Origin of the sequence: Pseudomonas sp. v388 (genome assembly GCF_003935425.1) — a bacterium.
GTDB lineage: Bacteria > Pseudomonadota > Gammaproteobacteria > Pseudomonadales > Pseudomonadaceae > Aquipseudomonas.
Genome location: NZ_RHQN01000002.1, coordinates 111,823 through 137,006 on the forward strand (window position 1 = coordinate 111,823; position 25,184 = coordinate 137,006).

Below are 25,184 nucleotides of genomic sequence, written 5' to 3' on the forward strand. Positions count from 1 at the left end.
GGGGCGCTTTGTAGAACATGTTCACAGGTTAGATCAGGCGGCAGCTTTCTTGGTAGCCGCTTCGATCTTGCGTGTGATGTAAGCCTGCTGTGCGATGGACAGGGTGTTGTTCACAACCCAGTACAGAACCAGACCGGCAGGGAACCACAGGAAGAAGAAGGTGAAGATGATTGGCATCATTTTCATGACCTTGGCCTGCATCGGGTCCGGCGGAGTCGGGTTAAGGCGCTGCTGGATGAACATGGTCGCGCCCATGATGATCGGCAGGATGAAGAAAGGGTCTTTGATCGACAGGTCGGTTATCCACAGGATCCACGGTGCCTGACGCATTTCGACGCTTTCCAGGAGCACCCAGTACAGGGAAAGGAAGACCGGCATCTGCACCAGAATCGGCAAGCAGCCGCCCAGGGGGTTGATCTTCTCTTTCTTGTACAGCTCCATCATCGCCTGGGACATCTTCTGGCGATCGTCACCAAACTGTTCTTTCAGCGCGGCGAGCTTCGGCGCCACGGCGCGCATGCGGGCCATGGACTTGTAGCTGGCTGCGGAAAGCGGGAAGAACAGGCCTTTGATCAGCATGGTCAGGATGATGATCGACCAGCCCCAGTTACCCAGGATGGCGTGGATATGCTGCAGCAGCCAGAAAATCGGCTGGGCGATGAACCACAGGATCCCGTAGTCGACCGTCAGCTCCAGGCCTGGGGATAACTCTTTGAGTACCGCCTGGCTTTTCGGACCGGCATACAAGGTAGCCGCCGTTTCACCTTTGGCACCTGGCGCTACGGCCAGAGTCGGGCTGGTGAAACCGATGATGTAATTGCCTTGGCTGTCCTTGCGGGTTTGAACAGCGTTGCTGGAATTGTGATCAGGAATCCACGCGGTCACGAAGTAGTGTTGCAGCCATGCGACCCAGCCACCTTGAACGGTTTCGCGGATCTGTCCCTTGTCGATATCTTTCATCGACACTTTTTTGTACGGCTCGGCCGCGGTCCACAGTGCCGCACCCAGATAAGTGGCGGTGCCAGTGGCGGTAGTCGACGAAGGATCGGAGCTGGAATCGCGTTTCAGCTGTGCGAACAGATTACCAGCCCACGGCTGAGTGCTCTGGTTATCCACAATGTAGGTAACCACGAGGTCGTAGAGACCACGCTTGAGGGTGAAACGCTTGATGTAGTTGACGCCGTTTTCAGAAAACTTCAGGTCGATGACCAGCTCATTCTGGCCTTCAGCCAGTTGATAAGTTTTCTGTTCGGTCGCGTAAACCGGGCGACCTGCAGGACGAGCGTCTGGACCATTGGTGCCTGTCAGGCCGCTTTGTGCCAGGAAAGTACGCTCGCCACCGTTATCGAACAGCTGGAAAGGTACGTCTGGACGATCCTGACGACGCGGGTACAAAGGCAGACGCAGCTGAACCACGTCACCACCCACCGGATCGATTGCCAGATCAAGCACATCGGTCTTGACCTTGATCAGATCCTTGCTCACTACGGCCGGAGTTTCCAGCGGCGCAGCTGTATTCGCGGTTGCGCTAGGAACATCGGCACTGGCAGAACCCGTGTTGCCGGCTGCTGTGTCCGGAATTGCCGGTGCGGCTGGAGTGGCAGCAACATTCTGGGTCGGCATGGCAGCCTGGCCGTAGTCTTGGTTCCATTTCAGAACCCCGACGTAGGTCACGATTGCAAGGGCGACGATCAGGATCGTGCGTTTAATATCCATGATTACTCGGCCATCGAAGAAGAACGGGAGGTGGGGACAGGTGGAACCGGGTCATAACCGCCGGGATTCCACGGATGACAGCGACCTAGACGACGAAGAGTCAGCCAGCCGCCGCGCAAAAGGCCATGATTATCGATGGCTTCATACGCGTAGCAGGAACAAGTGGGGTAGAAACGACAGTGACTGGCCATCAGCGGGCTAATGGCATAGCGATAAAACTGGATCGGAACGAGCGCCAGTTTACGCATCTGAACTGTCTACCCCCGCAGTTTCGGGTTTGTCTGCTGAAATGGGTCGGCTGCGCGCCAGACGTTTCCAGAGCTTGCCGAAATGCTCGATCAATTCGGGGTTTTCTACGTCACCCAAGCCTTTACGCGCGACGATCACGATATCCCAACCGACCAGCAGATCCTGGTGTTGGCGAAACGATTCGCGCATTAGGCGTTTCAAGCGGTTGCGCTCAACGGAGAGCTTGACGCTCTTTTTACCTATCACAAGCCCCAGGCGGGGATGCGGCAGGTCGTTGTTGCGCGCAAGGAGCAGGAGATTTTTCCCCGGAACCTTGCCGGTAGGGGAGTCAAAGACTGCCTTGAAATGCCGGGGAGTAAGCAAACGCTTTTCCCGACTGAAGTCCCGACTCACCACCAGTGCCGATTAATCAAACTGCCAGACGCTTACGGCCTTTGGCGCGACGACGCGAAAGGACTGCACGGCCGTTCTTGGTGGCCATGCGAGCACGGAAACCGTGGGTGCGGGCGCGCTTGATAGTGCTGGGTTGGAAAGTACGTTTCATGGCGTGTTACCTGGTTCGTCCACTACGGGCCGGAATGGCCCCCGTTTTAAGAGACCGGGGATTCTAGAGAAAGCAGGCGCGCAGGTCAATTTCCAACCAGCTTTTCCGTCATTTACTTCGCAGAGGGTAATTGTGGCCCCTGCCCCTTCGGTGTGGCCGCGCGGCTGAGTCAGTAATAGAAATAAAAAGAACGAAGTATTTAAAGCTTTTTTATAGAGCTTATAAAGACTAGGGGCGACCCTATCTGTGGATAAGTGGCTCGAGGCCAATGTAATCAATGTGTACAGAGAAGGGTAACCCTGTCGAGAAGCGGTGGTGACCCTGTGCTGGGGCCTCGGAAAACCTGTGCATGGAACGCCATGTTATCCACAGGGCGGTTATCCACAGAGTTCAGCCCGGGGTTATGCAATGGGCTGAAGCGTGGTTATCCACATGGCTTATGCACATGCCGTTGAACGTTTGATTCACAGCGGATGAACGCTAAAACTCGGTTCGACCCGATACCTACATGTGGATAAGTCCGCATCGGATCGTTACAATGGCGGCTGTTTTTGGCCTTACCGGCGTTCAACCTAGGGGATATCCGTGTCAGTGGAACTTTGGCAGCAGTGCGTGGAGCTTTTGCGCGATGAGCTGCCTGCCCAGCAATTCAACACTTGGATCCGTCCGCTACAGGTAGAAGCCGAAGGCGACGAGTTGCGTGTGTATGCACCAAACCGCTTCGTTCTCGATTGGGTCAACGAAAAGTATCTGGGTCGTTTGCTCGAGCTGCTCGGCGAACATGGCCAGGGGATGGCGCCTGCTCTTTCCTTATTAATAGGGAGCAAGCGCAGTTCTGCTCCGCGGGCCGCTCCCAATGCCCCGTTGGCCGCTGCTGCCTCTCAGGCGCTGTCGGCCAATTCGGCAAGCAGCGTCGCGAGCGCTGCGCCGGCAGTGCCTGCGCCTGTAGCGGCGGTGAGCGCGCCTTCACGTGCGGTCGAGACCGAAGGCGAGCCTTCGCGTGACAGTTTCGATCCGATGGCCGGGGCAAGCTCACAGCAGGCTCCAGCCCGGTCCGAGCAGAGAACCGTCCAGGTTGAAGGCGCGCTCAAGCACACCAGCTATCTCAACCGCACGTTCACCTTCGAGAACTTCGTCGAAGGTAAGTCCAACCAGCTGGCACGTGCTGCTGCGTGGCAGGTCGCGGATAATCCCAAGCATGGCTATAACCCGCTCTTCCTTTATGGGGGCGTTGGTTTGGGTAAGACTCACTTGATGCATGCGGTGGGCAATCACCTGCTCAAGAAGAACCCCAACGCCAAGGTGGTTTATCTGCATTCCGAGCGCTTCGTGGCCGATATGGTCAAGGCGTTGCAGCTCAACGCAATCAATGAATTCAAGCGCTTCTACCGTTCGGTCGACGCGCTGCTGATCGACGATATCCAGTTCTTCGCGCGCAAGGAGCGTTCCCAGGAAGAGTTCTTCCACACGTTCAACGCGCTGCTTGAAGGCGGACAGCAGGTCATCCTGACCAGCGACCGTTACCCCAAGGAAATCGAAGGCCTCGAGGAACGTCTCAAGTCCAGATTCGGCTGGGGCCTGACGGTTGCGGTCGAACCGCCCGAGCTTGAAACCCGGGTTGCGATCCTTATGAAGAAAGCTGATCAGGCCAAGGTCGACCTGCCTCACGATGCGGCGTTCTTCATTGCTCAACGTATTCGTTCCAACGTCCGTGAACTCGAAGGCGCGCTCAAGCGTGTCATCGCGCACTCGCACTTCATGGGCCGCGACATCACGATCGAACTGATCCGTGAGTCGCTGAAAGATCTGCTTGCTCTGCAAGACAAACTGGTGAGTGTGGATAACATCCAGCGCACCGTCGCCGAGTACTACAAGATCAAGATCTCCGACCTGTTGTCCAAGCGTCGCTCTCGATCTGTTGCACGGCCTCGTCAGGTGGCGATGGCGCTCTCCAAGGAGCTGACCAACCACAGCCTGCCGGAAATCGGTGACGTATTTGGCGGCCGGGACCACACCACCGTTTTGCATGCGTGCCGCAAGATCAACGAACTCAAGGAATCCGACGCGGATATCCGTGAGGACTACAAGAACCTGCTGCGAACTCTGACCACGTGATGACGCCAGTGCAGCTTATTAAGGCAAGGGACTAGACCATGCATTTCACCATTCAACGCGAAGCCCTGTTGAAACCCCTGCAACTGGTCGCCGGCGTGGTCGAACGCCGCCAGACCTTGCCGGTATTGTCCAACGTGCTCCTGGTTGTCGAAGGCCAACAGCTGTCGCTGACCGGTACCGACCTGGAAGTGGAACTGGTTGGCCGCGTGCAACTGGAAGAGCCAGCCGAGCCAGGCGAGATCACCGTCCCGGCGCGTAAGCTGATGGACATCTGCAAGAGCCTGCCTAACGACGCCCTGATCGACATCAAGGTCGACGACGCCAAGCTGGTCGTCAAGGCGGGGCGCAGCCGTTTCACGCTGTCCACCTTGCCGGCCAACGATTTCCCGACGGTAGAAGAAGGTCCAGGCTCACTGACCTTCGATCTGGTGCAGAGCAAGCTTCGCCGCTTGATCGAGCGGACCAGTTTCGCCATGGCGCAGCAGGACGTCCGCTACTACCTCAACGGCATGCTGCTGGAAGTCAGCGCAGGCATCCTGCGTGCCGTGGCCACCGATGGACACCGCCTGGCCATGTGTTCGATGTCTGCGGATATCGGGCAGGCCGACCGTCATCAGGTCATCGTGCCTCGCAAAGGTATCCTGGAGATGGCCCGCCTGCTCACCGAGCAGGACGGTATCGTGAGTATCGTGCTGGGTCAGCATCATATCCGTGCCACGACCGGCGAATTCACCTTTACCTCCAAGCTGGTGGACGGCAAGTTCCCGGACTACGAGCGGGTGCTGCCTAAAGGTGGCGACAAGCTGGTTCTCGGCGATCGTCAGGCGTTGCGCGAAGCGTTCAGCCGCACGGCCATCCTGTCCAACGAGAAGTATCGCGGCATCCGCCTGCAACTGGCTAATGGTCAACTGAAGATTCAGGCCAATAACCCGGAACAGGAAGAAGCGGAAGAAGAGATCGGCGTTGAATACAACGGTGGTTCTCTGGAGATCGGTTTCAACGTGAGCTACCTGCTCGACGTGCTGGGTGTGATGACGACCGATCAGGTTCGCCTGATTCTGTCGGACTCCAACAGCAGCGCCCTGGTGCAAGAGTCGGACAACGACGATTCCGCCTACGTTGTCATGCCGATGCGTCTGTAACGTCATGTTCAGCGGAATCTAGATGTCTCTCAGCCGCATCTCGGTCACCGGGGTGCGCAATCTGCACCCGGTGACCCTCTCCCCCTCCCCGCGTATCAATATCCTTTACGGCGCTAACGGCAGCGGCAAAACCAGCGTGCTGGAAGCCATTCACTTGCTGGGGATCGCCCGCTCGTTCCGCAGCACCCGGTTGCTTCCCGTCATTCAGTACGAACAGCCTGCCTGTACGGTTTTCGGCCAGGTTGAATTGGCAGAAGGCGGCCATAGCGCTCTGGGTATTTCCAGAGACCGCCAAGGCGGGTTTCAGATTCGCATCGATGGGCAGAATGCCCGCAGTGCCGCGCAGCTCGCGGAAATACTCCCCTTGCAGTTGATCAACCCCGACAGCTTTCGCTTGTTGGAGGGTGCACCGAAGATCCGTCGTCAGTTCCTCGACTGGGGAGTGTTCCACGTGGAACCACGTTTCATGGCCACTTGGCAGCGCCTGCAGAAGGCCTTGCGGCAGCGGAACTCGTGGCTTCGGCATGGTACACTTGACGCCGCTTCGCAAGCTGCATGGGACCGTGAGCTGTGCTTGGCCAGTGATGAAATCGATGAGTTCCGACGTGCTTACATCAAGGCACTGAAGCCGGTCTTCGAACAGACATTGGGCGAGTTGGTAGAGCTTGAAGGGTTGACGCTCAGTTACTACCGCGGCTGGGACAAAGAAAAGGAGTTGAGCACCGTACTCGCCTCTTCCTTGCACCGGGACCAGCAAATGGGTCATACCCAAGCCGGGCCACAACGCGCTGATCTGCGTCTTCGACTGGGCGCACACAACGCGGCGGACATATTGTCTCGCGGTCAGCAGAAGCTGGTGGTGTGTGCGCTGCGCATTGCGCAGGGACACTTGGTCAGTCAGGCGCGCCGTGGCCAGTGTATCTACCTGGTAGACGACCTGCCGTCCGAGCTGGACGAGAACCATCGACAGGCACTATGCCGCTTGCTGGAAGACTTACGCTGCCAGGTTTTCATCACCTGTGTAGATCAAGAATTTTTGAGGGAAGGCTGGCAGACGGAAACGCCAGTCGCTTTGTTCCACGTGGAACAGGGCCGTATCACCCAGACCCACGACCATCGGGAGTGATTGCATGAGCGAAAACCAAACGTACGACTCGTCCAGCATTAAAGTGCTGAAAGGACTTGATGCCGTGCGCAAGCGTCCCGGGATGTACATCGGTGATACAGACGATGGCAGCGGTCTGCACCACATGGTGTTTGAGGTGGTTGATAACTCGATCGACGAAGCGCTGGCTGGCCATTGCGACGACATCAGCATCATCATCCATCCTGACGAATCGATCACCGTGCGCGACAACGGTCGCGGTATTCCGGTAGACGTGCATAAAGAAGAAGGCGTCTCGGCAGCAGAGGTCATCATGACCGTGCTCCATGCCGGCGGTAAATTCGACGATAACTCCTACAAAGTTTCCGGTGGTTTGCACGGTGTAGGTGTCTCGGTCGTAAACGCCCTTTCAGAAGTCCTGCAACTGACAGTTCGCCGCAGCGGCAAGATCTGGGAACAGACCTACGTCCACGGTGTGCCACAAGAGCCGATGAAGATCGTAGGCGACAGTGACAGCACGGGCACTCAGATTCACTTCAAACCTTCCGCTGAGACTTTCAAGAACATCCACTTCAGCTGGGACATTCTGGCCAAGCGGATTCGTGAACTGTCCTTCCTGAACTCGGGTGTTGGCATCGTCCTCAAGGACGAGCGTAGCGGCAAGGAAGAACTCTTCAAGTACGAGGGCGGCCTGCGGGCGTTCGTTGAATACTTGAACACCAACAAGACACCGGTGAACCAGGTGTTCCATTTCAACGTCCAGCGTGACGATGGTGTGGGTGTCGAGATTGCCCTGCAGTGGAACGACAGCTTCAACGAGAACCTGTTGTGCTTCACCAATAACATTCCACAGCGCGATGGCGGTACTCACCTGGTGGGTTTCCGCTCTGCCCTGACGCGTAACCTCAATACCTACATCGAACAGGAAGGCCTGGCCAAGAAGCACAAGGTCGCGACCACCGGGGACGATGCCCGTGAAGGTCTGACGGCGATCATCTCGGTAAAAGTACCTGATCCGAAATTCAGCTCGCAGACCAAGGACAAGCTGGTTTCGTCCGAAGTCAAAACCGCAGTTGAACAAGAGATGGGCAAGTACTTCTCGGACTTCCTCCTGGAAAACCCGAACGAAGCCAAGGCCGTCGTCGGCAAGATGATCGACGCTGCACGTGCTCGTGAAGCTGCGCGCAAAGCGCGGGAGATGACGCGTCGCAAAGGTGCTCTGGATATCGCCGGCCTGCCGGGCAAGCTCGCGGATTGCCAGGAAAAAGACCCTGCCCTCTCCGAACTGTACCTGGTGGAAGGGGACTCTGCTGGCGGATCAGCCAAGCAGGGACGCAACCGTAAGACCCAGGCCATCCTGCCGCTCAAGGGCAAGATCCTCAACGTAGAGAAAGCGCGTTTCGACAAGATGATTTCCTCTCAGGAAGTCGGCACCTTGATCACTGCGTTGGGCTGCGGCATCGGGCGTGAAGAGTACAACATCGACAAGTTGCGTTATCACAACATCATCATCATGACCGATGCTGACGTCGACGGTTCCCACATCCGCACCCTGCTGCTGACGTTCTTCTTCCGCCAGCTGCCGGAGTTGATCGAGCGTGGCTACATCTACATCGCCCAGCCGCCGCTGTACAAGGTCAAGAAAGGCAAGCAGGAGCAGTACATCAAAGACGACGAGGCCATGGAAGAGTACATGACCCAGTCGGCACTGGAGGACGCCAGCCTGCACCTCAGCGACTCCGCACCGGGTATCTCCGGCGCCGCGCTGGAGAAACTGGTGAACGACTTCCGTATGGTGATGAAGACGCTCAAGCGCTTGTCACGCCTGTATCCACAGGAACTGACCGAGCACTTCGTTTACCTGCCGCCGGTGACGCTGGAGCAGTTGTCCGATCACGCCGGCATGCAAGCCTGGCTGGCCAAGTTCGACGAGCGCCTGCGCGCCGGCGAGAAGTCGGGCCTGGTCTACAAGGCCAGCCTGCGTGAAGATCGTGAGCGCAACGTATGGCTGCCGGAAGTCGAACTGATCTCCCATGGCCTGTCAAACTACGTCACCTTCAACCGCGACTTCTTCGGTAGCAACGACTACAAGACCGTAACGGCCTTGGGTGCGCAGATCAGCTCGCTGTTGGAAGAAGGCGCCTACGTGCAACGCGGCGAGCGCAAGAAGCCCGTCACCGAGTTCAAGGACGCCCTCGCCTGGCTGATGGCCGAAAGCACCAAGCGTCATACCATTCAGCGATACAAAGGGCTGGGTGAAATGAACCCGGACCAGTTGTGGGAAACCACCATGGACCCAAGCGTGCGCCGCATGCTCAAGGTCACCATCGAAGACGCCATTGGCGCTGACCAGATCTTCAACACCCTGATGGGTGATGCGGTCGAACCACGCCGTGACTTCATCGAGAGTAACGCGCTGGCGGTGTCCAACCTGGACTTCTAAGCCGTCTGGACGCAAGCACGCTGCCGATCTCCGGCTTCGAGCCGGCATCCAAAGCGTTCAAAAAGGCCAACCTTGACCGGTTGGCCTTTTTTTGTGCCCGCATCGCGGGATGCACGGGCATCAGCGAGCCATAAATAACCGTGATATCAGGAAGCGTTCGGTTTGATTTAGAGCATGGGCGAATTTCCCTTTTAATACGTTCAGCACCTAATCAATTACAGGAACTGAACATGAAATACACCATCGCTTTTTCCATGCTGGCCGCACTTTCAACCACCCAGGCATTCGCCCAGGACGAGGTCACAAGCGATACCCACTCGTTGCCGACCGAGCAGTATCACTACGGTATGAAGGTGGATGTTGCAAAGGTCATCCACCTGAGTGGCAACCAGGATCGCGCGGGGCTTACCCGCTCGGTGATGATCTACAAGGACCCCCAAGGCGAGGTTCACAAGCTGCAATACCTGATCGAAGGGACACAGCAAAACCAGAACGGCTGACACCTGCAGCAGAAACTAAAAACCCGGCCTGAGCCGGGTTTTGTTTTCGCATCGCACGTATATGCACGAAGTCATTTTGAACTTATGCACGTTTTTCCAAAAATCCGAGCTTTTGAAATATCCATCAAAAACAGCAGCTTAAGAGACATTTACGACGCTTTGTCAAAAACGGTACACAGGTTATCCACAAAATCAGACAGGCACTTTTTCACCTGTGGACACTGGCCTGACGGGCGAGCCTAGTGCGCGCTGTGCATCCTCGTTCCAGGTCTGGACACGCTCGTTGAGCGCCGCGATGGCGCGGGGTCCAGTGCCCTCGGCAAACATGGGCTCGCCAATCACTACTTCGATAGTGCCGGGTTGCTTGGCCCAGCCTTCCTTTGGCCAGTACTTGCCGGCGTTGTGTGCTACCGGCAGTACAGGCAAGTCAGCGTTGACCGCCAGTGCCGTACCCCCTCGCGAAAACTTGCCAACCTGACCGAATGGAACACGTGTGCCTTCCGGAAAAATCAGCACCCAGACACCGTCCTTGAGCAATTCGTCGCCTTTCTTGGCGATTTCCTTGAGCGCGGCCTTGGGGTTGTCACGATCAATGGCGATAGGACGCAGCATAGCCATCGCCCAGCCGAAAAACGGCACGTACAGCAGTTCGCGCTTGAGCACCTGGCTCATGGGCTCGAAGTACGCCGAAAGGAAGAATGTTTCCCACGTGCTTTGATGGTTGGAAATGATGACGCATGGCGTCTTGGGCACGTTCTCGGCGCCGGTGACGTTGACCCGAATGTTCAACAGCACACGCGTGAGCCAGATTGCGCAGCGGCACCAATAGACGTTGATGAACCGGTAGCGAGCCTTGAACGGCAGGAAAGGCGCGATGAAAAAACTCAATGTGCACCACAGCAGCGAGCTGGTGCCCAGCAACAGGTAGAAGAGAAAAATCCTGATTGCCCGCATGATCGACATAGTTGCGTTTACCGTACGGGCAACTGCCCGCTCCTTGAGCGTGCCGAACCCGAAGGCTTAACGGTTCAGCGAACGCCGGTGTGGATAAGTTCTGCGGCGACTGCCGCCAGATCGTCAAAAATCAAGGTGCCCGCGGGCACCTCGCCGTCCAGGGTCCTGCGGCCTTTGCCGGTCATCACCAGAACTGGCTGAGAATCGACGGCCAAAGCGGCCTGCAGGTCACCTTTGCTGTCGCCTACAAACCATAGCCCCTGCAGATCGACCGCGTAGTGGCGAGCGATGGTCTGCAGCATACCGGGCTTGGGCTTGCGGCAATCGCAGCCTTCGTCCGGCCCGTGCGGGCAATACACGATCAGACCGACCTCGCCGCCCTGCTCCGCCACCAGAGCGCGCAAACGCTCATGCATGGCATCCAGAGTGGCCAGATCGTAATAACCTCGGGCAATGCCCGACTGGTTGGTGGCGATGGCCACCGTCCAGCCGGACTTGCTCAATGCTGCGATGGCTTCGATCGAGCCTGGAATGGGAACCCACTCCTGCACCGACTTTATATAAGCGTCGGAGTCGTGATTGATCACGCCGTCCCGATCGAGTATCAGCAGTTTCAACGGCGACCCCTTGTCAGCCCAGCAGCGAGATATCGGCCACGCCCAGGAACAGGCCGCGCAGACGCGCCAGCAACGCGTAGCGGTTGGCACGCACGTTGGCATCTTCTGCGTTGACCATGACGGCCTCGAAGAAAGCGTCGACCGGTTCGCGCAAAGTCGCCAGACGCGCCAGCGACTCGCTGTACTGACGCTCGGCGGCCATCGGCTGCACCGCGTGGTCGGCCTGTTGAATGGCCGAGTACAGCGAGAACTCGTTGGCGTTGTCGAAATACTTGGGCTCGACGGTCTGGGCAATGTTGCCCTCGGCCTTGCTCAACAGATTCGACACACGCTTGTTCACCGCTGCCAGCGCTGCGGCCTGCGGCAACTTGCGGAATGCCTGCACCGCCTGCACGCGCTGATCGAAGTCCAGTGCCGAACCTGGCTGCAGCGCGCGCACCGACAGGTACACCGCCACTTCCACACCTTCGTCTTCATAACGCGCACGCAGGCGGTCGAAGATGAATTCCAGCACCTGCTCCGCAAGCCCGGCTGCCTTGACCTTGGCACCGAATTGAGCGACCGCGTACTTAACCGTTTCGATCAGATCCAGGTCCAGCTTCTTCTCGATCAGGATACGCAGGATGCCCAATGCCGCACGGCGCAGTGCATAGGGGTCTTTGCTGCCGGTGGGCAACATGCCGATGCCAAAAATGCCGACCAGGGTATCAAGCTTGTCAGCGATGGCGACCGCCGCTCCGGTCAGCGTCGTCGGCAGTTCCGCTCCGGCGCCGCGTGGCATGTACTGCTCGTTCAGAGCCAGTGCGACATCTTCTGGTTCACCGTCGGCCTTGGCGTAGTAGTAACCGGCAACGCCCTGCATCTCAGGGAATTCGCCGACCATCTCGCTCGACAGGTCACACTTGGAGAGCAAGCCGGCACGGGCAGCGCGCGTTGCATCGCCGCCAATACGCGGCGCGATAAAGGCCGCCAGTTTGGAAACCCGCTCGGCCTTGTCGAAAACGCTGCCCAGCTGAGCCTGGAATACAACGTTCTTCAAACGGTCGTTGAAGGTTTCCAGCTTCTGCTTTTTGTCCTGCTTGAAGAAGAACTCGGCGTCGGTCAGGCGCGGGCGAACCACTTTTTCATTACCGGCGATGATCTGCGCCGGGTCCTTGCTTTCGATGTTGGCCACGGTGATGAAGCGTGGCAGCAACTTGCCGTCGGCATCCAGCAGGCAGAAATACTTCTGGTTGTCCTGCATGGTGGTGATCAGCGCTTCCTGGGGAACATCCAGGAACCGCTCTTCGAAAGAGCAAACCAGCGGAACCGGCCATTCGACCAGGCCAGTCACTTCGTCCAGCAGGCTTGGCGGCACGATGGCGGTGCCTTCCTGCTGGGTAGCCAATTCTTCAATGCGCTTGGCAATGATCTGACGACGTTCGTTGAAATCGGCCAGTACGTGGGCGCCACGCAGGTCGCTCAGGTAGCCGGCTGGCGAAGAAATGCGCACATCTTCCGGATGGTGGAAGCGGTGACCACGGGAATGACGGCCTGCGCTCTGGGCCAGGATCGTGCAATCCACGACCTGCTCGCCGAACAGCATGACCAGCCACTGGGTCGGCCGCACGAACTCTTCCTTGCGCGCGCCCCAACGCATGCGCTTGGCGATTGGCAGGTCGTTCAGCGAATCTTCGACGATGGTCGGCAGCAAGCTGACTGTCGGCTTGCCGACGATGCTCTGGCTGTAACGCAGCTTCGGGCCGCTCTGATCGATTTCGCTCAGATCGACGCCGCACTTCTTGGCGAAGCCGAGTGCGGCCTGGGTCGGATTGCCTTCGGCATCGAATGCCGCCTGACGCGGCGGGCCGTCGAGATTGACGCTACGGTCCGGCTGCTGGATTGCCAGCTCAGTGATCAGGACAGCCAGGCGGCGCGGCGCGGCATAGACCTGTTTGGCGCTGTAGGTCAGCCCTGCGCCCTGCAGGCCTTTCTCGATACCGGCCAGAAAGGCATCGGCCAGGGAACTCAGGGTCTTGGGTGGCAGTTCTTCAGTGCCCAGTTCGACCAGAAAATCTTGAGCACTCATTGTGCAGCCTCCAGCTTAGCCAACACTTCGTCGCGTAGATCAGGCGGCGCCATCGGGAAGCCAAGCTTGGCCCGGGCTTGCAGGTAGCTCTGGGCAACAGAGCGGGCAAGGGTGCGCACGCGCAGGATGTATTGCTGGCGCGCCGTGACCGAAATCGCCCGGCGAGCATCCAGCAGGTTGAAGGTGTGCGACGCCTTGAGCACCATCTCGTAGCTTGGCAATGGCAGCTCGAGTTCGATCAGGCGTGCTGCTTCACTCTCGTAGAAATCGAAGAGGTCGAACAGCTTCTCGACATTGGCGTGTTCGAAGTTGTAGGTCGACTGCTCCACTTCGTTCTGGTGGAACACATCGCCATAGGTCACTTTGCCGAACGGGCCGTCAGCCCAGACCAGGTCGTAGACAGAGTCCACGCCCTGCTGATACATCGCCAGACGTTCCAGGCCGTAGGTGATTTCGCCAGTGACCGGGTAGCACTCGATGCCACCGACTTGCTGGAAGTAGGTGAACTGCGAGACTTCCATGCCGTTGAGCCAGATCTCCCAGCCCAGACCCCAGGCACCCAGAGTCGGCGATTCCCAGTTGTCTTCCACGAAGCGGACGTCATGCACCAGCGGGTCGAGGCCGATGTGCTTGAGCGAGCCCAGGTACAGTTCCTGGAAGTTGTCCGGGTTCGGTTTCAGGATCACCTGAAACTGATAGTAATGCTGCAGGCGGTTGGGGTTTTCCCCGTAACGGCCATCGGTCGGGCGACGGCTTGGCTGTACGTAAGCGGCGTTCCAGGTTTCCGGGCCTACGGCGCGCAGAAACGTGGCGGTGTGGAAAGTGCCGGCGCCTACTTCCATATCGTAGGGCTGAAGTACCACGCAACCTTGTTCCGCCCAGTATTGCTGGAGGGCGAGGATCAAGTCTTGGAAGGTACGCACGGCTGGCGTAGGCTGGCTCACAAAATTCACCTGTGCTGGGCTGCGATTCAAAGAGCGGGAGTATACCCGATTCGGCCACGCGTCCACTCTTGGGAGCCTTATGACACGCTGCTATTGGTGCAACGAAGACCCGCTTTATATCGCCTATCACGATCATGAGTGGGGCGTGCCGCTGCGCGATGCGCAGAAGCTCTTCGAGTTGCTTTTGCTCGAAGGGTTCCAGGCGGGCCTGTCGTGGATCACGATCCTCAAGCGCCGCGCCCGTTATCGCGAAGTATTGTTCGGCTTCGACGCCGAGCGCCTGGCGCGGTTGAGCGATGACGAAATCGAGCACCTGATGCTCGACCCGACCATCATCCGCAACCGCCTGAAGCTCAACGCCGTACGCACCAACGCGCGGGCCTGGCTGGCGCTGGAAGATCCGGTCGGCCTGCTCTGGTCGTTCGTCGACGGCAAGCCCAAAGTCAATCATTTCAGGGACCGCAGCGAGGTGCCGGCGATCACGCCAGAAGCCCAGGCCATGAGCAAGGCACTCAAGAAAGCCGGCTTCACCTTCGTCGGCCCTACCATTTGCTACGCCTACATGCAGGCCACCGGCATGGTCATGGATCACACCACCGATTGTGATCGGTACGCGATTCTGACCCGCTGACGGTTACAATGCCCGCCTCGAGAATTTGGGAGTGATCTGTGGATAAGTTCAAAGGCGCCATGATAGTCGGGGCGTTGCGGTTGTTTGCCCTGTTGCCGTGGCGAGCGGTCCAGTGGGTCGGTACTTCGATCGGCTGGCTGATGTGGAAGATTCCCAACAGTTCGCGGGAAGTGGTGCGGATCAATCTATCCAAATGCTTTCCCGAACTGAGCAAGGACGAACTTGAAAAGCTGGTCGGCCGCAGCCTGATGGACATCGGCAAGACCTTGACCGAGAGTGCCTGCGCCTGGATCTGGCCCGCCCAGAAATCCATCGACCTGGTGCGTGAAGTCGAGGGTCTGGAAGTGCTTACCGCGGCGCTGGCTTCGGGCAAAGGCGTCGTAGGCATCACCAGTCACCTGGGTAACTGGGAAGTGTTGAATCACTTCTATTGCAGCCAGTGCAAACCGATCATTTTCTATCGTCCGCCCAAGTTGAAAGCCGTCGATGACTTGCTGCGCAAACAGAGGGTGCAATTGGGCAACCGCGTGGCGGCGTCCACCAAGGAAGGCATTCTCAGCGTCATCAAGGAAGTGCGCAAAGGCGGTTCGGTGGGTATCCCGGCCGATCCGGAGCCTGCGGAATCGGCGGGCATCTTCGTCCCCTTCTGCGCCACCCAGGCACTGACCAGCAAATTCGTGCCCAACATGCTGGCCGGCGGCAAGGCAGTCGGCGTATTCCTGCACGCCATGCGCCTGCCGGACGGCTCAGGTTACAAAGTCGTCCTGGAAGCCGCGCCCGAAGCGATGTACAGCACCGACACCGAAACCTCGGCGGCGGCCATGAGCCAGGTGGTGGAGAAATATGTACGCGCTTATCCAAGCCAGTACATGTGGACGATGAAACGCTTCAAGAAACGCCCGGCCGGAGAGAAGCGCTGGTATTGAAGGGATGAACGTGGTGTCGGTGTAGGAGCGACCCTGGTCGCGATCTGCCGCGCCGCGGCAGCAAACCGGCACACCCGCAGCAGGTCTGTCACCAGGAATACCGCCTTCGCGAGCAAGCTCGCTCCCACAGTAATCAGATGTGCGCTGAGACCTGTGTAGGAACGACCCTGGTCGCGATCTGCCGCGCCGCGGCAGCAAACCGGCACACCCGCAGCCGATCCGTCACCAGGGACACCGCCTTCGCGAGCAAGCTCGCTTCCACAGTAATCAGATGTGCGCTGAGACCTGTGTAGGAGCGACCTCGGTCGCGATCTGCCGCGCCGCGGCAGCAAACCGGCACACCCGCAGCAGGTCTGTCATCAGGAACACCGCCTTCGCGAGCAAGCTCGCTCCCACAGTAATCAGATGTGCGCTGAGACCTGCGTAGGAGCGACCTCGGTCGCGATCTGCCGCGCAGCGGCAGCAAACCGGCACACCCGCAGCAGATCCGTCACCAGAGACACCGCCTTCGCGAGCAAGCTCGCTCCCACAGTAATCAGATGTGCGCTGAGACCTGCGTAGGAACGACCCTGGTCGCGATCTGCCGCGCCGCGGCAGCAAACCGGCACACCCGCAGCAGATCTGTTACTAGGAACACTGCCTTCGCGAGCAAGCTCGCTCCCACAGTAATCAGATGTGCGCTGAGACCTGTGTAGGAGCGACCCTGGTCGCGATCTGCCGCACAGCGGCAGCAAACCGGCACACCCGCAGCAGGTCTGTCACAGGGACACCGCCTTCGCGAGCAAGCTCGCTTCCACAGTAATCAGATGTGAGCTGAGACCTGTGTAGGAGCGACCTCGGTCGCGATCTGCCGCGCCGCGGCAGCAAACCGGCACACCCGCAGCAGATCTGTCACCAGGAACACCGCCTTCGCGAGCAAGCTCGCTCCTGCAGGCGAGTCGTCAGAAAAAGCTCAACCCCACCTGGAACAGCCGCTCCACGTCGCGAATGTATTTCTTGTCCACCAGAAACATGATCACGTGATCGCCGGACTCGATCATGGTGATGTCGTGGGCGATCAGGACTTCGTCCTTGCGGATGATGGCGCCGATGGTGGTGCCTTGCGGCAGGGCGATGTCCTTGATAGGGCGGCCAATGACCTTGCTGGATTTGCTGTCGCCATGCGCCACGACTTCGATCGCCTCCGCAGCGCCTCGGCGCAGGGAGTGGACGCTCACGATATCGCCACGCCGCACGTGGGCCAGCAAGGTGCCGATGGTTGCCAGTTGCGGGCTCAGGGCGATATCGATCTCGCCGCCCTGCACCAGATCCACGTAGGCCGGGTTATTGATCAGCGTCATCACTTTGCGCGCGCCCAGCCGTTTGGCCAGCAGCGACGACATGATGTTGGCCTCGTCATCGTTGGTCAGAGCCAGAAAGAGGTCGGTGTCACCGATGTTCTCTTCCATCAGCAAGTCGCGGTCCGAAGAACTGCCTTGCAACACCACCGTGCTGTCGAGGTTCTCCGACAGATATCGGCAACGCGAAGGGTTCATCTCGATGATCTTGACCTGATAACGGCTTTCGATGGCCTCGGCCAGACGCTCGCCGATGTTGCCGCCGCCAGCGATCACGATGCGTTTGTAGCTTTCATCCAGCTGCCGCAGCTCACCCATGACCGCGCGGATATGCGCCTTGGCGGCGATGAAGAACACTTCGTCGTCGGCTTCGATAACGGTATCGCCCTGGGGCAGGATCGGCCGGTCGCGGCGGAAGATGGCCGCAACGCGGGTGTCGACATTGGGCATGTGGGCACGCAATTGGCGCAACTGTTGGCCAACCAGCGGACCGCCGTAGTAAGCCTTCACGCCGACCAGTTGAGCCTTGCCCTGACCAAAATCGATCACCTGCAACGCGCCGGGATATTCGATCAGGCGCTTGATGTAGTTGGTCACCACTTGCTCGGGGCTGATCAACACATCCACCGGAATCGCATCGTTGTCGAACAGCCCGGCGCGGGTCAGGTATGCACCTTCACGAACCCGAGCGATTTTGGTCGGCGTCTTGAACAGGGTGAACGCGACCTGACAGGCAACCATATTGGTTTCGTCGCTGTTGGTTACCGCCACCAGCATATCGGCATCGTCGGCACCGGCCTGGCGCAGCACCGTCGGGAACGAACCCCGGCCTTGCACCGTGCGGATGTCCAGGCGGTCGCCGAGGTCGCGCAGCCGATCACCGTCGGTGTCGACCACGGTTATGTCATTGGCTTCGCTGGCCAGATGTTCGGCTAGCGTGCCACCGACCTGTCCTGCACCCAGGATGATGATTTTCATACGGCAATCTCCTGTCAGCGCTTGGTCGAGGCAGCGATCTTCATCAGCTTGGCGTAATAGAAGCCGTCGTGACCGCCCTCTTGGGCCAGCAGTTGACGGCCATGGGGCTGGCGGATGCCTGCCGGCGGCTGGCCGAGCTGCCCGGCGATATCCAGCTCACGAGCACCGGATGTGCGAGCGAGGAACGCCTCGATCACTTCGGTGTTCTCGGTCGGCAAGGTCGAGCAGGTGGCGTACAGCAGGATGCCGCCCACTTCCAGCGTAGGCCACAGCGCGTCGAGCAGTTCACCTTGCAAGGCTGCCAGCGCCACGATGTCGTCGGGCTGACGGGTCAGCTTGATGTCCGGGTGGCGGCGAATCACGCCGGTTGCCGAACAGGGTGCGTCGAGCAGAATGCGCTGGAATGGCTTGCCGTCCCACCACTTGGCGGTATCGCGGGCGTCGGTGGCGATCAGTTCGGCGTCCAGGCCCAGGCGATCAAGGTTTTCCCGCACGCGGACCAGGCGCTTGGCTTCCAGATCAACCGCGACCACGCCAGCGAGCTGCGGTTGTACTTCCAGCACATGGCAGGTCTTGCCGCCCGGTGCACAGCACGCGTCGAGCACGCGCTGCCCCGGCGCCAGTTCCAGCAGGTCGGCGGCCAGTTGCGCGGCTTCGTCCTGCACGCTGATCCAGCCTTCGGCAAAGCCCGGGAGCGTGCGCACGTCGCAGGGTTCGGCGAGCAGAATGCCGTCCTGGCTGAACGTACAGGGCGATGCTTCATGCCCGGCAGCCTTGAGCAGCTCAAGGTATTGAGCGCGACTGTTATGACGACGATTAATCCGCAGGATCATCGGCGGATGCGCATTGTTGGCGGCGCAGATGGCTTCCCACTGCTCAGGCCAGGCGGCTTTCAAGGCTTTTTGCAGCCAGCGCGGATGAGCCGTGCGCACCACCGGGTCATGTTCCAGTTCGACCAGCAGCGCTGCGCCGTCCCGTTGTGCGTTACGCAGCACGGCGTTGAGCAAACCTTTGGCCCATGGTTTTTTCAGCTTGTCCGCGCAGCCGACGGTCTCGCCAATGGCGGCGTGGGCGGGGATTCGGCTGTAGAACAGCTGATACAGACCCACCAGCAACAGCGCTTCGACATCGGCGTCGGCAGCCTTGAATGGTTTTTGCAGCAGCTTGGCCGCCAGCGCCGACAGACGCGGCTGCCAGCGGGCGGTGCCGAACGCCAGATCCTGGGTCAGGCCGCGATCACGGGCGTCGACTTTATCCAGTTGGGTTGGCAACGAACTGTTCAGCGATGCCTTGCCGCTGAGGACTGCAGCCAGAGCCTTGGCGGCCGCCAGACGCGGGTTCATCGACCCAGTACCGTGCCGGTCGCGAATTTCTCGCGGCGGCTGTTGAACAGGTCTGTGAAGTTCAGCGGTTTGCCGCCCGGTAGTTGCAAGCGCGTCAGACGCAATGCGCCCTGGCCGCAAGCGACGATCAGGCCGTCCTTGCTGGCGCCGAGAATCGTACCCGGCGCACCCTGCCCTTCGGCCAGACCTGCGGCGAGAATCTTCAACGTTTCTTCGTTCAAGGTGCTGTGGCAGATCGGCCACGGGTTGAACGCGCGGACCAGACGTTCCAGCTCATCGGCCGGACGCGTCCAGTCGATACGCGCTTCATCCTTGTTCAGCTTGTGGGCGTAGGTGGCCAGGCTGTCGTCCTGAACCTCACCCACCAACGAACCATCTGCCAGCCCGGCGATGACTTGCAGCACGGCTGGCGGGCCAAGTTCGGCCAGGCGATCGTGCAGCGAACCGCCGGTATCTTCGGCGCTGATCGCAGTAATGGTCTTGAGCAGCATCGGCCCGGTATCCAGCCCGGCTTCCATGCGCATCACGGTCACGCCGCTCTCGGCATCGCCGGCCTGCACCGCGCGCTGGATCGGCGCTGCGCCGCGCCAGCGAGGCAGCAGCGAGGCATGGCTGTTAATGCAGCCCAGGCGCGGAATATCCAGCACCACCTGCGGCAGGATCAGGCCGTAGGCGACCACCACCATCAGGTCGGGCTTGAGCGCGGCCAGTTCGGCCTGGGCGTCGGCATCGCGCAAGGTCGGCGGCTGCAAGACCTGCACACCGTGCTGCAAAGCCAGTTGCTTGACCGGGCTGGGCATCAGTTTCTGGCCGCGACCCGCCGGACGATCAGGCTGGGTGTAGACCGCAACGATCTGGTGAGGGCTGTCGAGCAGGGCCTTGAGGTGTTCGGCGGCGAAGTCCGGGGTGCCGGCGAAAACGATGCGCAGTGGCTCAGTCATGGGCTTCTCATCTGAAAAAAGAAAAGGCCCTGAACAGGCCTTTTGAGGTGACGGATCAGGCGTTCTGCTTGTGCTGTTTTTCAAGCTTCTTCTTGATCCGGTCACGCTTGAGATTGGAGAGGTAGTCAACGAACAGCTTGCCGTTCAAGTGATCGCATTCGTGCTGGATGCACACGGCGAGCAAGCCTTCGGCGATCAGCTCATAGGGCTGGCCGTCGCGGTCCAGCGCCTTGACGCGGACTTTCTGCGGACGGTCTACGTTTTCGTAGAAGCCCGGCACCGACAGGCAGCCTTCCTGATACTGATCCATTTCATCGGTCAGCATCTCGATCTCGGGGTTGATGAACACCCGCGGCTCGCTGCGATCCTCGCTCAGGTCCATGACCACGACGCGCTTGTGAACGTTGACCTGGGTCGCCGCCAGACCAATTCCTGGCGCTTCATACATGGTTTCAAACATGTCGTCGACCAACTGGCGGATGCCGTCGTCTACTATCGACACGGGCTTTGCGATGGTGCGCAGGCGCGAGTCGGGAAATTCGAGAATGTTTAGGATGGCCATATACGTAAGAGCTGCACTGTAGGGTAAAGTCAAAATCGGCTGCCGGCTTGGGACATCGAAGCGAGGCAGGCCTGATAACGAGCCTGTTGGGACTCTATGTTCACGCGAAGCAACATGATAAAGGGATTCACCGCATGAGGAAATCACTACTCGCCTTGCTGCTGTTGACCGCCAGCGGTCTTGTCCAGGCGCAAGTGCAGCTCAGGGAAGGCCATCCGCAGCGTTATACCGTCGTCGCCGGAGACACGCTGTGGGATATTTCCGGGAAATTCCTCAGTGAACCCTGGAAGTGGCGGGAAGTATGGCGGGCCAATCCGCAGGTGAGTGATCCGGACCTTATCTATCCTGGCGATTCGCTGTCGCTGGTGTACATCGACGGCCAGCCACGCGTGACCCTCAGTCGCGGCGAGTCGCGCGGGACGATCAAATTGTCACCGCGTGTGCGCAGCACCCCGACCGTCGAGGCGATTCCCAGCATTCCTTTGGGCGCGATCAATGCCTTTCTGATCAGCAACCGGATCGTCGACAGCGCCGAGCAATTCCAGACCGCGCCGTACATCGTGGCCGGTAACGCCGAGCGCGTGCTCAGTGGCCGAGGCGACCGCATCTATGCGCGCGGCACCCTTGATCCGGAACATTCGGTGTACGGCATTTTCCGTCAGGGCAAGACTTACACCGACCCGGAAACCAAAGAGGTCTTGGGCATCAACGCCGATGACATCGGTGGCGGTGAGATCGTTGCCACCGAAGGCGATATCTCGACCATGGTGCTGCAACGCTCCACCCAAGAGGTGCGACTGGGGGATCGGCTGTTCAGCAGCGAAGAACGGGCCATCAATTCAACGTTCATGCCTGCCGCGCCGCAAACCGCCATCGAGGGCCTGATTGTCGACGTGCCCCGTGGCGTCACCCAGATTGGCGAGTACGACGTAGTGACCCTGAACAGAGGCAAGCGCGACGGACTGGCGGAAGGCAATGTGCTGGCGATTTTCAAGACCGGCGAAACCGTGCGTGACCGCATCACCGGCGAGTCGGTCAAGATCCCTGACGAACGTGCCGGCCTGCTGATGGTGTTTCGTACGTACGACAAATTGAGCTACGGATTGGTCCTGCAAGCCAATCGATCGATGGCCATCATGGATAAGGTGCGTAACCCTTAACGCTATGTTTCAGTTTTGAGACGTTTTTTTTCATTGATTCACAACTTTTCAAATTGTTGTCAACAGAGTTATCCACAGGTTTGTCCGCTCATTGAGCGCGCATCTGGATCAAGGACGATCTTATGCCACTGTTCGAAGACGCTACTGTTTCGCCCGCCGAACTGGAGGCGCGTTTGCGTCTTCAGCGCCTACCTGAAATCGGCTCTCAACGTTTTTCACGACTGATCGAAGCCTTCGGTTCAGCCTCCGCTGCTCTTGCGGCACCCGCCAGCGCCTGGCGCGCATTGGGCCTGCCGGCGGCCTGTGCCGAGGCGCGGCGCGAGCCTTCGGTGCGCGATGGTGCAAGCGCCGCATTGGCCTGGCTTGAGCGTCCGGGCCAGCATTTACTGATGTGGGACGATCCCCGCTACCCCGCTCTGCTCGCCCAGATCGCCGATCCGCCACCGCTGATCTTCATCGCCGGTAATCCTGAAATCCTCGACCGACCGCAGCTGGCAATGGTCGGCAGTCGACGCGCCTCCAGGCCCGGCCTGGACACTGCCGCAGCGTTTGCGCGAAGTCTGGCTTCGGCCGGCTTTGTGATTACCAGCGGCCTGGCGCTGGGCATCGACGGCGCCGCGCATCACGCCGCGCTGGCGGTCGGCGGCACGACAATCGGAGTGTTGGGTACCGGGCTCGAAAAACTTTATCCACAGCGCCATCGTCAGCTGGCTGCGCAGATGGCTGCCCAGGGCAGCGCGGTGATTTCCGAGTTCCCCCTCGACGTTGCGGCGCAGCCGGGCAACTTTCCGCGACGCAACCGGATCATCAGCGGCCTGTCACTCGGCGTGCTGGTGGTCGAGGCCAGTGTCGGCAGCGGCTCGCTGATCACCGCCAGGCTGGCAGCCGAGCATGGCCGCGAGGTGTACGCGATTCCGGGGTCGATTCATCATCCCGGCGCCCGCGGCTGCCATCAGCTGATCCGCGACGGCGCGATTCTGGTGGAAACGGTCGATCACATACTTGAAGCGCTCCAGCACTGGAAGGTAGTGGCACCCGCAGCGGCCGCGCCTGCCGCCAGCCCCGAGCAAGCCATTCATCCTTTGCTGGCGCTGCTTTACGCCGCACCCCACAGCAGCGAAGCCCTGGCGGTGTCCAGCGGCTGGCCTTTACCTCGCGTACTGGCGGCATTGACCGAGCTGGAACTGGAAGGCTGCATCAGTAATGAAGCCGGGCGATGGTTCGCACGCGTGCGCTGAGGTTAAACTTCGCGGACGTTTTAGCGGAGAAGAGCAATGGTCAGCAGTTGGCGTGTGCAACAAGCCGCTCGGGAGATTAGAGCAGGAGCGGTGATTGCCTACCCAACCGAGGCGGTCTGGGGGCTGGGGTGCGATCCATGGGACGAGGAGGCGGTCTATCGCCTGCTCGCCATCAAGTCGCGACCTGTGGATAAAGGGCTGATCCTGATCGCGGACAACATTCGTCAGTTCGATTTTCTGTTCGAGGATTTCCCCGAGCTGTGGCTGGACCGGATGGCCAGCACTTGGCCCGGCCCCAACACCTGGCTGGTGCCGCATCAGAATCTGCTGCCGGAATGGATAACCGGCAAGCATGAAACCGTGGCCTTGCGAGTGACCGATCACCCGACCGTGCGCGAACTGTGTGCGCTGGTCGGCCCGTTGATTTCCACATCGGCCAACCCGGCCGGGCGCCCGTCCGCCCGCAGCCGGCTGCGGGTCGAGCAGTATTTCCGGGGCCAGATCGACCTGGTACTCGGCGGCAGCCTGGGCGGTCGCCGTCACCCCAGCGTGATTCGCGATATCGCCACCGGGCAGGTAGTGCGGCCCGGCTAGCGACAGGTGCGCGGTTTTACGGGATCAGGATGGTGGAGCCTGTGGTGCGGCGAGCGGACAGCTCGATCTGCGCCCTGGCGGCATCCTTCAACGCGTATTGCTGAACGTCATTGACCTTCAGCTTGCCGCTGGCAAGCATGTCGAACAGTTCGTCGGCCATCGTCTGCAGGTTCTGCGCGTTGTTGGCATAGCTGGTCAGTGTCGGCCGGGTCACGTAAACCGAGCCTTTCTGGGCAAGGATGCCCAGGTTCACCCCGGAAACCGGCCCCGAAGCGTTGCCGAAACTCACCACCAGGCCGCGCAGCGCCACGCTGTCGAGGGACGTCAGCCAGGTATCCTGCCCGACGCCGTCGTAGACCACCGGGCATTTTTTGCCGTCGGTCAGTTCCAGCACACGACGGGCAACATCCTCATGGCTGTAGTCGATGGTTTCCCACGCACCGAGTGCCTTGGCGTGAGCGGCTTTTTCGGGCGAGCTGACGGTGCCGATCAATCTGGCACCCAGCGCCTTGGCCCACTGACAGGCCAGCGAACCCACGCCACCGGCGGCGGCGTGGAACAGAATGATCTCGCCGGGCTTGACCTGATAGGTCTGACGCAACAGGTATTGCACGGTCAGGCCTTTGAGCATGACCGCTGCGGCTTGCTCGAAGCTGATCGAGTCCGCCAGCTTTACCAGGTTTGCTTCGGGCAGCGTGTGCACATCACCGTAGCTGCCCAGCGGGCCGGTGGCATAGGCCACGCGGTCGCCCACCTTGAACCGTGTGACTTCATTGCCCACCGCCTCCACAACGCCGGCCCCTTCGGTGCCCAGGCCCGACGGCAGGGATGGCGCCGGGTACAGGCCGCTGCGGTAATAGGTGTCAATGAAGTTCAGGCCGATCGCCTTGTTGCGCACAAGCACTTCCTGCGCGCCCGGCGCAGCAGGCTCGAAGTCGACATAATCGAGCACCTCGGGGCCGCCGATCGCGCTGAACTGGATACGCTTTGCCATTTGCTCTCTCCATGCTGGTGGGTAACCGATGCTCTATCGGACGCTTTCCCCTGACCTTCGTCAACTGCGAAGGCCGCCCGGCC

23 protein-coding genes are annotated in these 25,184 nt (G+C 59.8%); 10 read left to right on the top strand and 13 right to left on the bottom strand.

Going from position 1 to position 25,184, the window contains the following annotated elements; genetic code table 11:
- Window positions 1-33 precede the first annotated feature (33 nt).
- Genes yidC through rpmH form a run of 4 tightly spaced genes read right to left on the bottom strand, consistent with a single transcriptional unit; the run spans window position 34 to window position 2,509 of the window.
- Window positions 34-1,716, bottom strand: a complete 1,683-nt coding sequence (yidC, locus tag EGJ27_RS04630) for a membrane protein insertase YidC (protein ID WP_125829557.1) — start codon at window positions 1,714-1,716, stop codon at window positions 34-36.
- A 2-nt stretch (window positions 1,717-1,718) separates the two neighbouring features.
- Window positions 1,719-1,964 (bottom strand): membrane protein insertion efficiency factor YidD, encoded by a 246-nt coding sequence (gene yidD / locus EGJ27_RS04635; RefSeq protein WP_125829558.1) that lies wholly within the window; start codon window positions 1,962-1,964, stop codon window positions 1,719-1,721.
- Complete coding sequence (gene rnpA, locus EGJ27_RS04640; RefSeq protein WP_125829559.1) at window positions 1,957-2,358, bottom strand: ribonuclease P protein component; 402 nt, start codon at window positions 2,356-2,358, stop codon at window positions 1,957-1,959. The genes yidD and rnpA overlap by 8 nt, the downstream gene beginning before the upstream one ends.
- A 16-nt stretch (window positions 2,359-2,374) precedes the next feature.
- The gene (gene rpmH / locus EGJ27_RS04645; RefSeq protein WP_002551315.1) at window positions 2,375-2,509 is read right to left on the bottom strand and encodes a 50S ribosomal protein L34; all 135 of its coding nucleotides are present in this window, start codon (window positions 2,507-2,509) and stop codon (window positions 2,375-2,377) included.
- A 585-nt stretch (window positions 2,510-3,094) separates the two neighbouring features.
- On the opposite strand from rpmH, the gene dnaA reads away from it, so the two are divergent.
- The 5 genes from dnaA to EGJ27_RS04670 all read left to right on the top strand — a co-directional run bounded on the left by dnaA (window position 3,095) and on the right by EGJ27_RS04670 (window position 9,814).
- On the top strand, window positions 3,095-4,624 hold the full coding sequence (gene dnaA / locus EGJ27_RS04650) for a chromosomal replication initiator protein DnaA (protein ID WP_125829560.1): 1,530 nt from the start codon (window positions 3,095-3,097) through the stop codon (window positions 4,622-4,624).
- Between the two features lie 38 nt (window positions 4,625-4,662).
- Window positions 4,663-5,766: a DNA polymerase III subunit beta gene (gene dnaN, locus EGJ27_RS04655; RefSeq protein ID WP_125829561.1), complete on the top strand. Its 1,104-nt coding sequence runs from the start codon at window positions 4,663-4,665 to the stop codon at window positions 5,764-5,766.
- 22 nt (window positions 5,767-5,788) lie between these two features.
- Window positions 5,789-6,892 carry a DNA replication/repair protein RecF gene (gene recF, locus EGJ27_RS04660; protein ID WP_125829562.1) on the top strand — a complete coding sequence of 368 codons (1,104 nt, stop codon included), beginning with the start codon at window positions 5,789-5,791 and terminating at the stop codon, window positions 6,890-6,892.
- 4 nt (window positions 6,893-6,896) lie between these two features.
- Window positions 6,897-9,314, top strand: coding sequence for a DNA topoisomerase (ATP-hydrolyzing) subunit B (gene gyrB, locus EGJ27_RS04665; RefSeq protein WP_125829563.1), 2,418 nt, complete (start codon window positions 6,897-6,899; stop codon window positions 9,312-9,314).
- A gap of 230 nt (window positions 9,315-9,544) precedes the next feature.
- Entirely contained in the window at window positions 9,545-9,814 is a 270-nt protein-coding gene (locus tag EGJ27_RS04670; RefSeq protein WP_125829564.1) for a DUF2790 domain-containing protein, read from the top strand.
- 192 nt (window positions 9,815-10,006) lie between these two features.
- Here the strand turns inward: EGJ27_RS04670 and EGJ27_RS04675 are convergent, their stop codons facing one another.
- From EGJ27_RS04675 to glyQ, 4 genes are all read right to left on the bottom strand, one after another.
- The gene (locus EGJ27_RS04675) at window positions 10,007-10,777 is read right to left on the bottom strand and encodes a 1-acyl-sn-glycerol-3-phosphate acyltransferase (RefSeq protein ID WP_125829565.1); all 771 of its coding nucleotides are present in this window, start codon (window positions 10,775-10,777) and stop codon (window positions 10,007-10,009) included.
- A gap of 65 nt (window positions 10,778-10,842) precedes the next feature.
- A complete protein-coding gene (gmhB, locus tag EGJ27_RS04680) occupies window positions 10,843-11,385 on the bottom strand; it encodes a D-glycero-beta-D-manno-heptose 1,7-bisphosphate 7-phosphatase (protein WP_125829566.1) in 543 nt (180 codons plus the stop codon).
- A gap of 13 nt (window positions 11,386-11,398) precedes the next feature.
- The gene (glyS, locus tag EGJ27_RS04685) at window positions 11,399-13,453 is read right to left on the bottom strand and encodes a glycine--tRNA ligase subunit beta (protein ID WP_125829567.1); all 2,055 of its coding nucleotides are present in this window, start codon (window positions 13,451-13,453) and stop codon (window positions 11,399-11,401) included.
- Window positions 13,450-14,397: a glycine--tRNA ligase subunit alpha gene (glyQ, locus tag EGJ27_RS04690; RefSeq protein ID WP_125829568.1), complete on the bottom strand. Its 948-nt coding sequence runs from the start codon at window positions 14,395-14,397 to the stop codon at window positions 13,450-13,452. The genes glyS and glyQ overlap by 4 nt, the downstream gene beginning before the upstream one ends.
- A 79-nt stretch (window positions 14,398-14,476) precedes the next feature.
- Here glyQ and EGJ27_RS04695 point away from each other — a divergent pair, with 79 nt between their 5' ends.
- Together EGJ27_RS04695 and EGJ27_RS04700 are read left to right on the top strand one after the other, a co-directional pair.
- Window positions 14,477-15,028, top strand: a complete 552-nt coding sequence (locus EGJ27_RS04695) for a DNA-3-methyladenine glycosylase I (protein WP_125829569.1) — start codon at window positions 14,477-14,479, stop codon at window positions 15,026-15,028.
- A gap of 38 nt (window positions 15,029-15,066) precedes the next feature.
- Window positions 15,067-15,954 carry a lysophospholipid acyltransferase gene (locus EGJ27_RS04700; protein WP_125829570.1) on the top strand — a complete coding sequence of 296 codons (888 nt, stop codon included), beginning with the start codon at window positions 15,067-15,069 and terminating at the stop codon, window positions 15,952-15,954.
- 941 nt (window positions 15,955-16,895) lie between these two features.
- On the opposite strand, the gene trkA is transcribed toward EGJ27_RS04700, so the two are convergent.
- Genes trkA through def form a run of 4 tightly spaced genes read right to left on the bottom strand, consistent with a single transcriptional unit; the run spans window position 16,896 to window position 21,115 of the window.
- The gene (gene trkA, locus EGJ27_RS04705) at window positions 16,896-18,269 is read right to left on the bottom strand and encodes a Trk system potassium transporter TrkA (RefSeq protein ID WP_125829571.1); all 1,374 of its coding nucleotides are present in this window, start codon (window positions 18,267-18,269) and stop codon (window positions 16,896-16,898) included.
- A gap of 14 nt (window positions 18,270-18,283) precedes the next feature.
- Entirely contained in the window at window positions 18,284-19,612 is a 1,329-nt protein-coding gene (gene rsmB, locus EGJ27_RS04710) for a 16S rRNA (cytosine(967)-C(5))-methyltransferase RsmB (protein WP_125829572.1), read from the bottom strand.
- Window positions 19,609-20,553 carry a methionyl-tRNA formyltransferase gene (gene fmt, locus EGJ27_RS04715; protein WP_125829573.1) on the bottom strand — a complete coding sequence of 315 codons (945 nt, stop codon included), beginning with the start codon at window positions 20,551-20,553 and terminating at the stop codon, window positions 19,609-19,611. Before fmt ends, rsmB begins: the two co-directional genes overlap by 4 nt.
- A 55-nt stretch (window positions 20,554-20,608) precedes the next feature.
- Complete coding sequence (gene def, locus EGJ27_RS04720) at window positions 20,609-21,115, bottom strand: peptide deformylase (RefSeq protein WP_125829574.1); 507 nt, start codon at window positions 21,113-21,115, stop codon at window positions 20,609-20,611.
- A 134-nt stretch (window positions 21,116-21,249) separates the two neighbouring features.
- On the opposite strand from def, the gene EGJ27_RS04725 reads away from it, so the two are divergent.
- From EGJ27_RS04725 to EGJ27_RS04735, 3 genes are all read left to right on the top strand, one after another.
- Window positions 21,250-22,275, top strand: coding sequence for a LysM peptidoglycan-binding domain-containing protein (locus EGJ27_RS04725; RefSeq protein ID WP_125829575.1), 1,026 nt, complete (start codon window positions 21,250-21,252; stop codon window positions 22,273-22,275).
- Between the two features lie 122 nt (window positions 22,276-22,397).
- Window positions 22,398-23,513 carry a DNA-processing protein DprA gene (gene dprA, locus EGJ27_RS04730; protein WP_125829576.1) on the top strand — a complete coding sequence of 372 codons (1,116 nt, stop codon included), beginning with the start codon at window positions 22,398-22,400 and terminating at the stop codon, window positions 23,511-23,513.
- A gap of 36 nt (window positions 23,514-23,549) precedes the next feature.
- Window positions 23,550-24,107, top strand: coding sequence for an L-threonylcarbamoyladenylate synthase (locus tag EGJ27_RS04735; protein WP_125829577.1), 558 nt, complete (start codon window positions 23,550-23,552; stop codon window positions 24,105-24,107).
- Window positions 24,108-24,123: 16 nt separating this feature from the next.
- On the opposite strand, the gene EGJ27_RS04740 is transcribed toward EGJ27_RS04735, so the two are convergent.
- The gene (locus tag EGJ27_RS04740; protein WP_125829578.1) at window positions 24,124-25,101 is read right to left on the bottom strand and encodes an NADPH:quinone reductase; all 978 of its coding nucleotides are present in this window, start codon (window positions 25,099-25,101) and stop codon (window positions 24,124-24,126) included.
- Window positions 25,102-25,184: the final 83 nt, after the last annotated feature.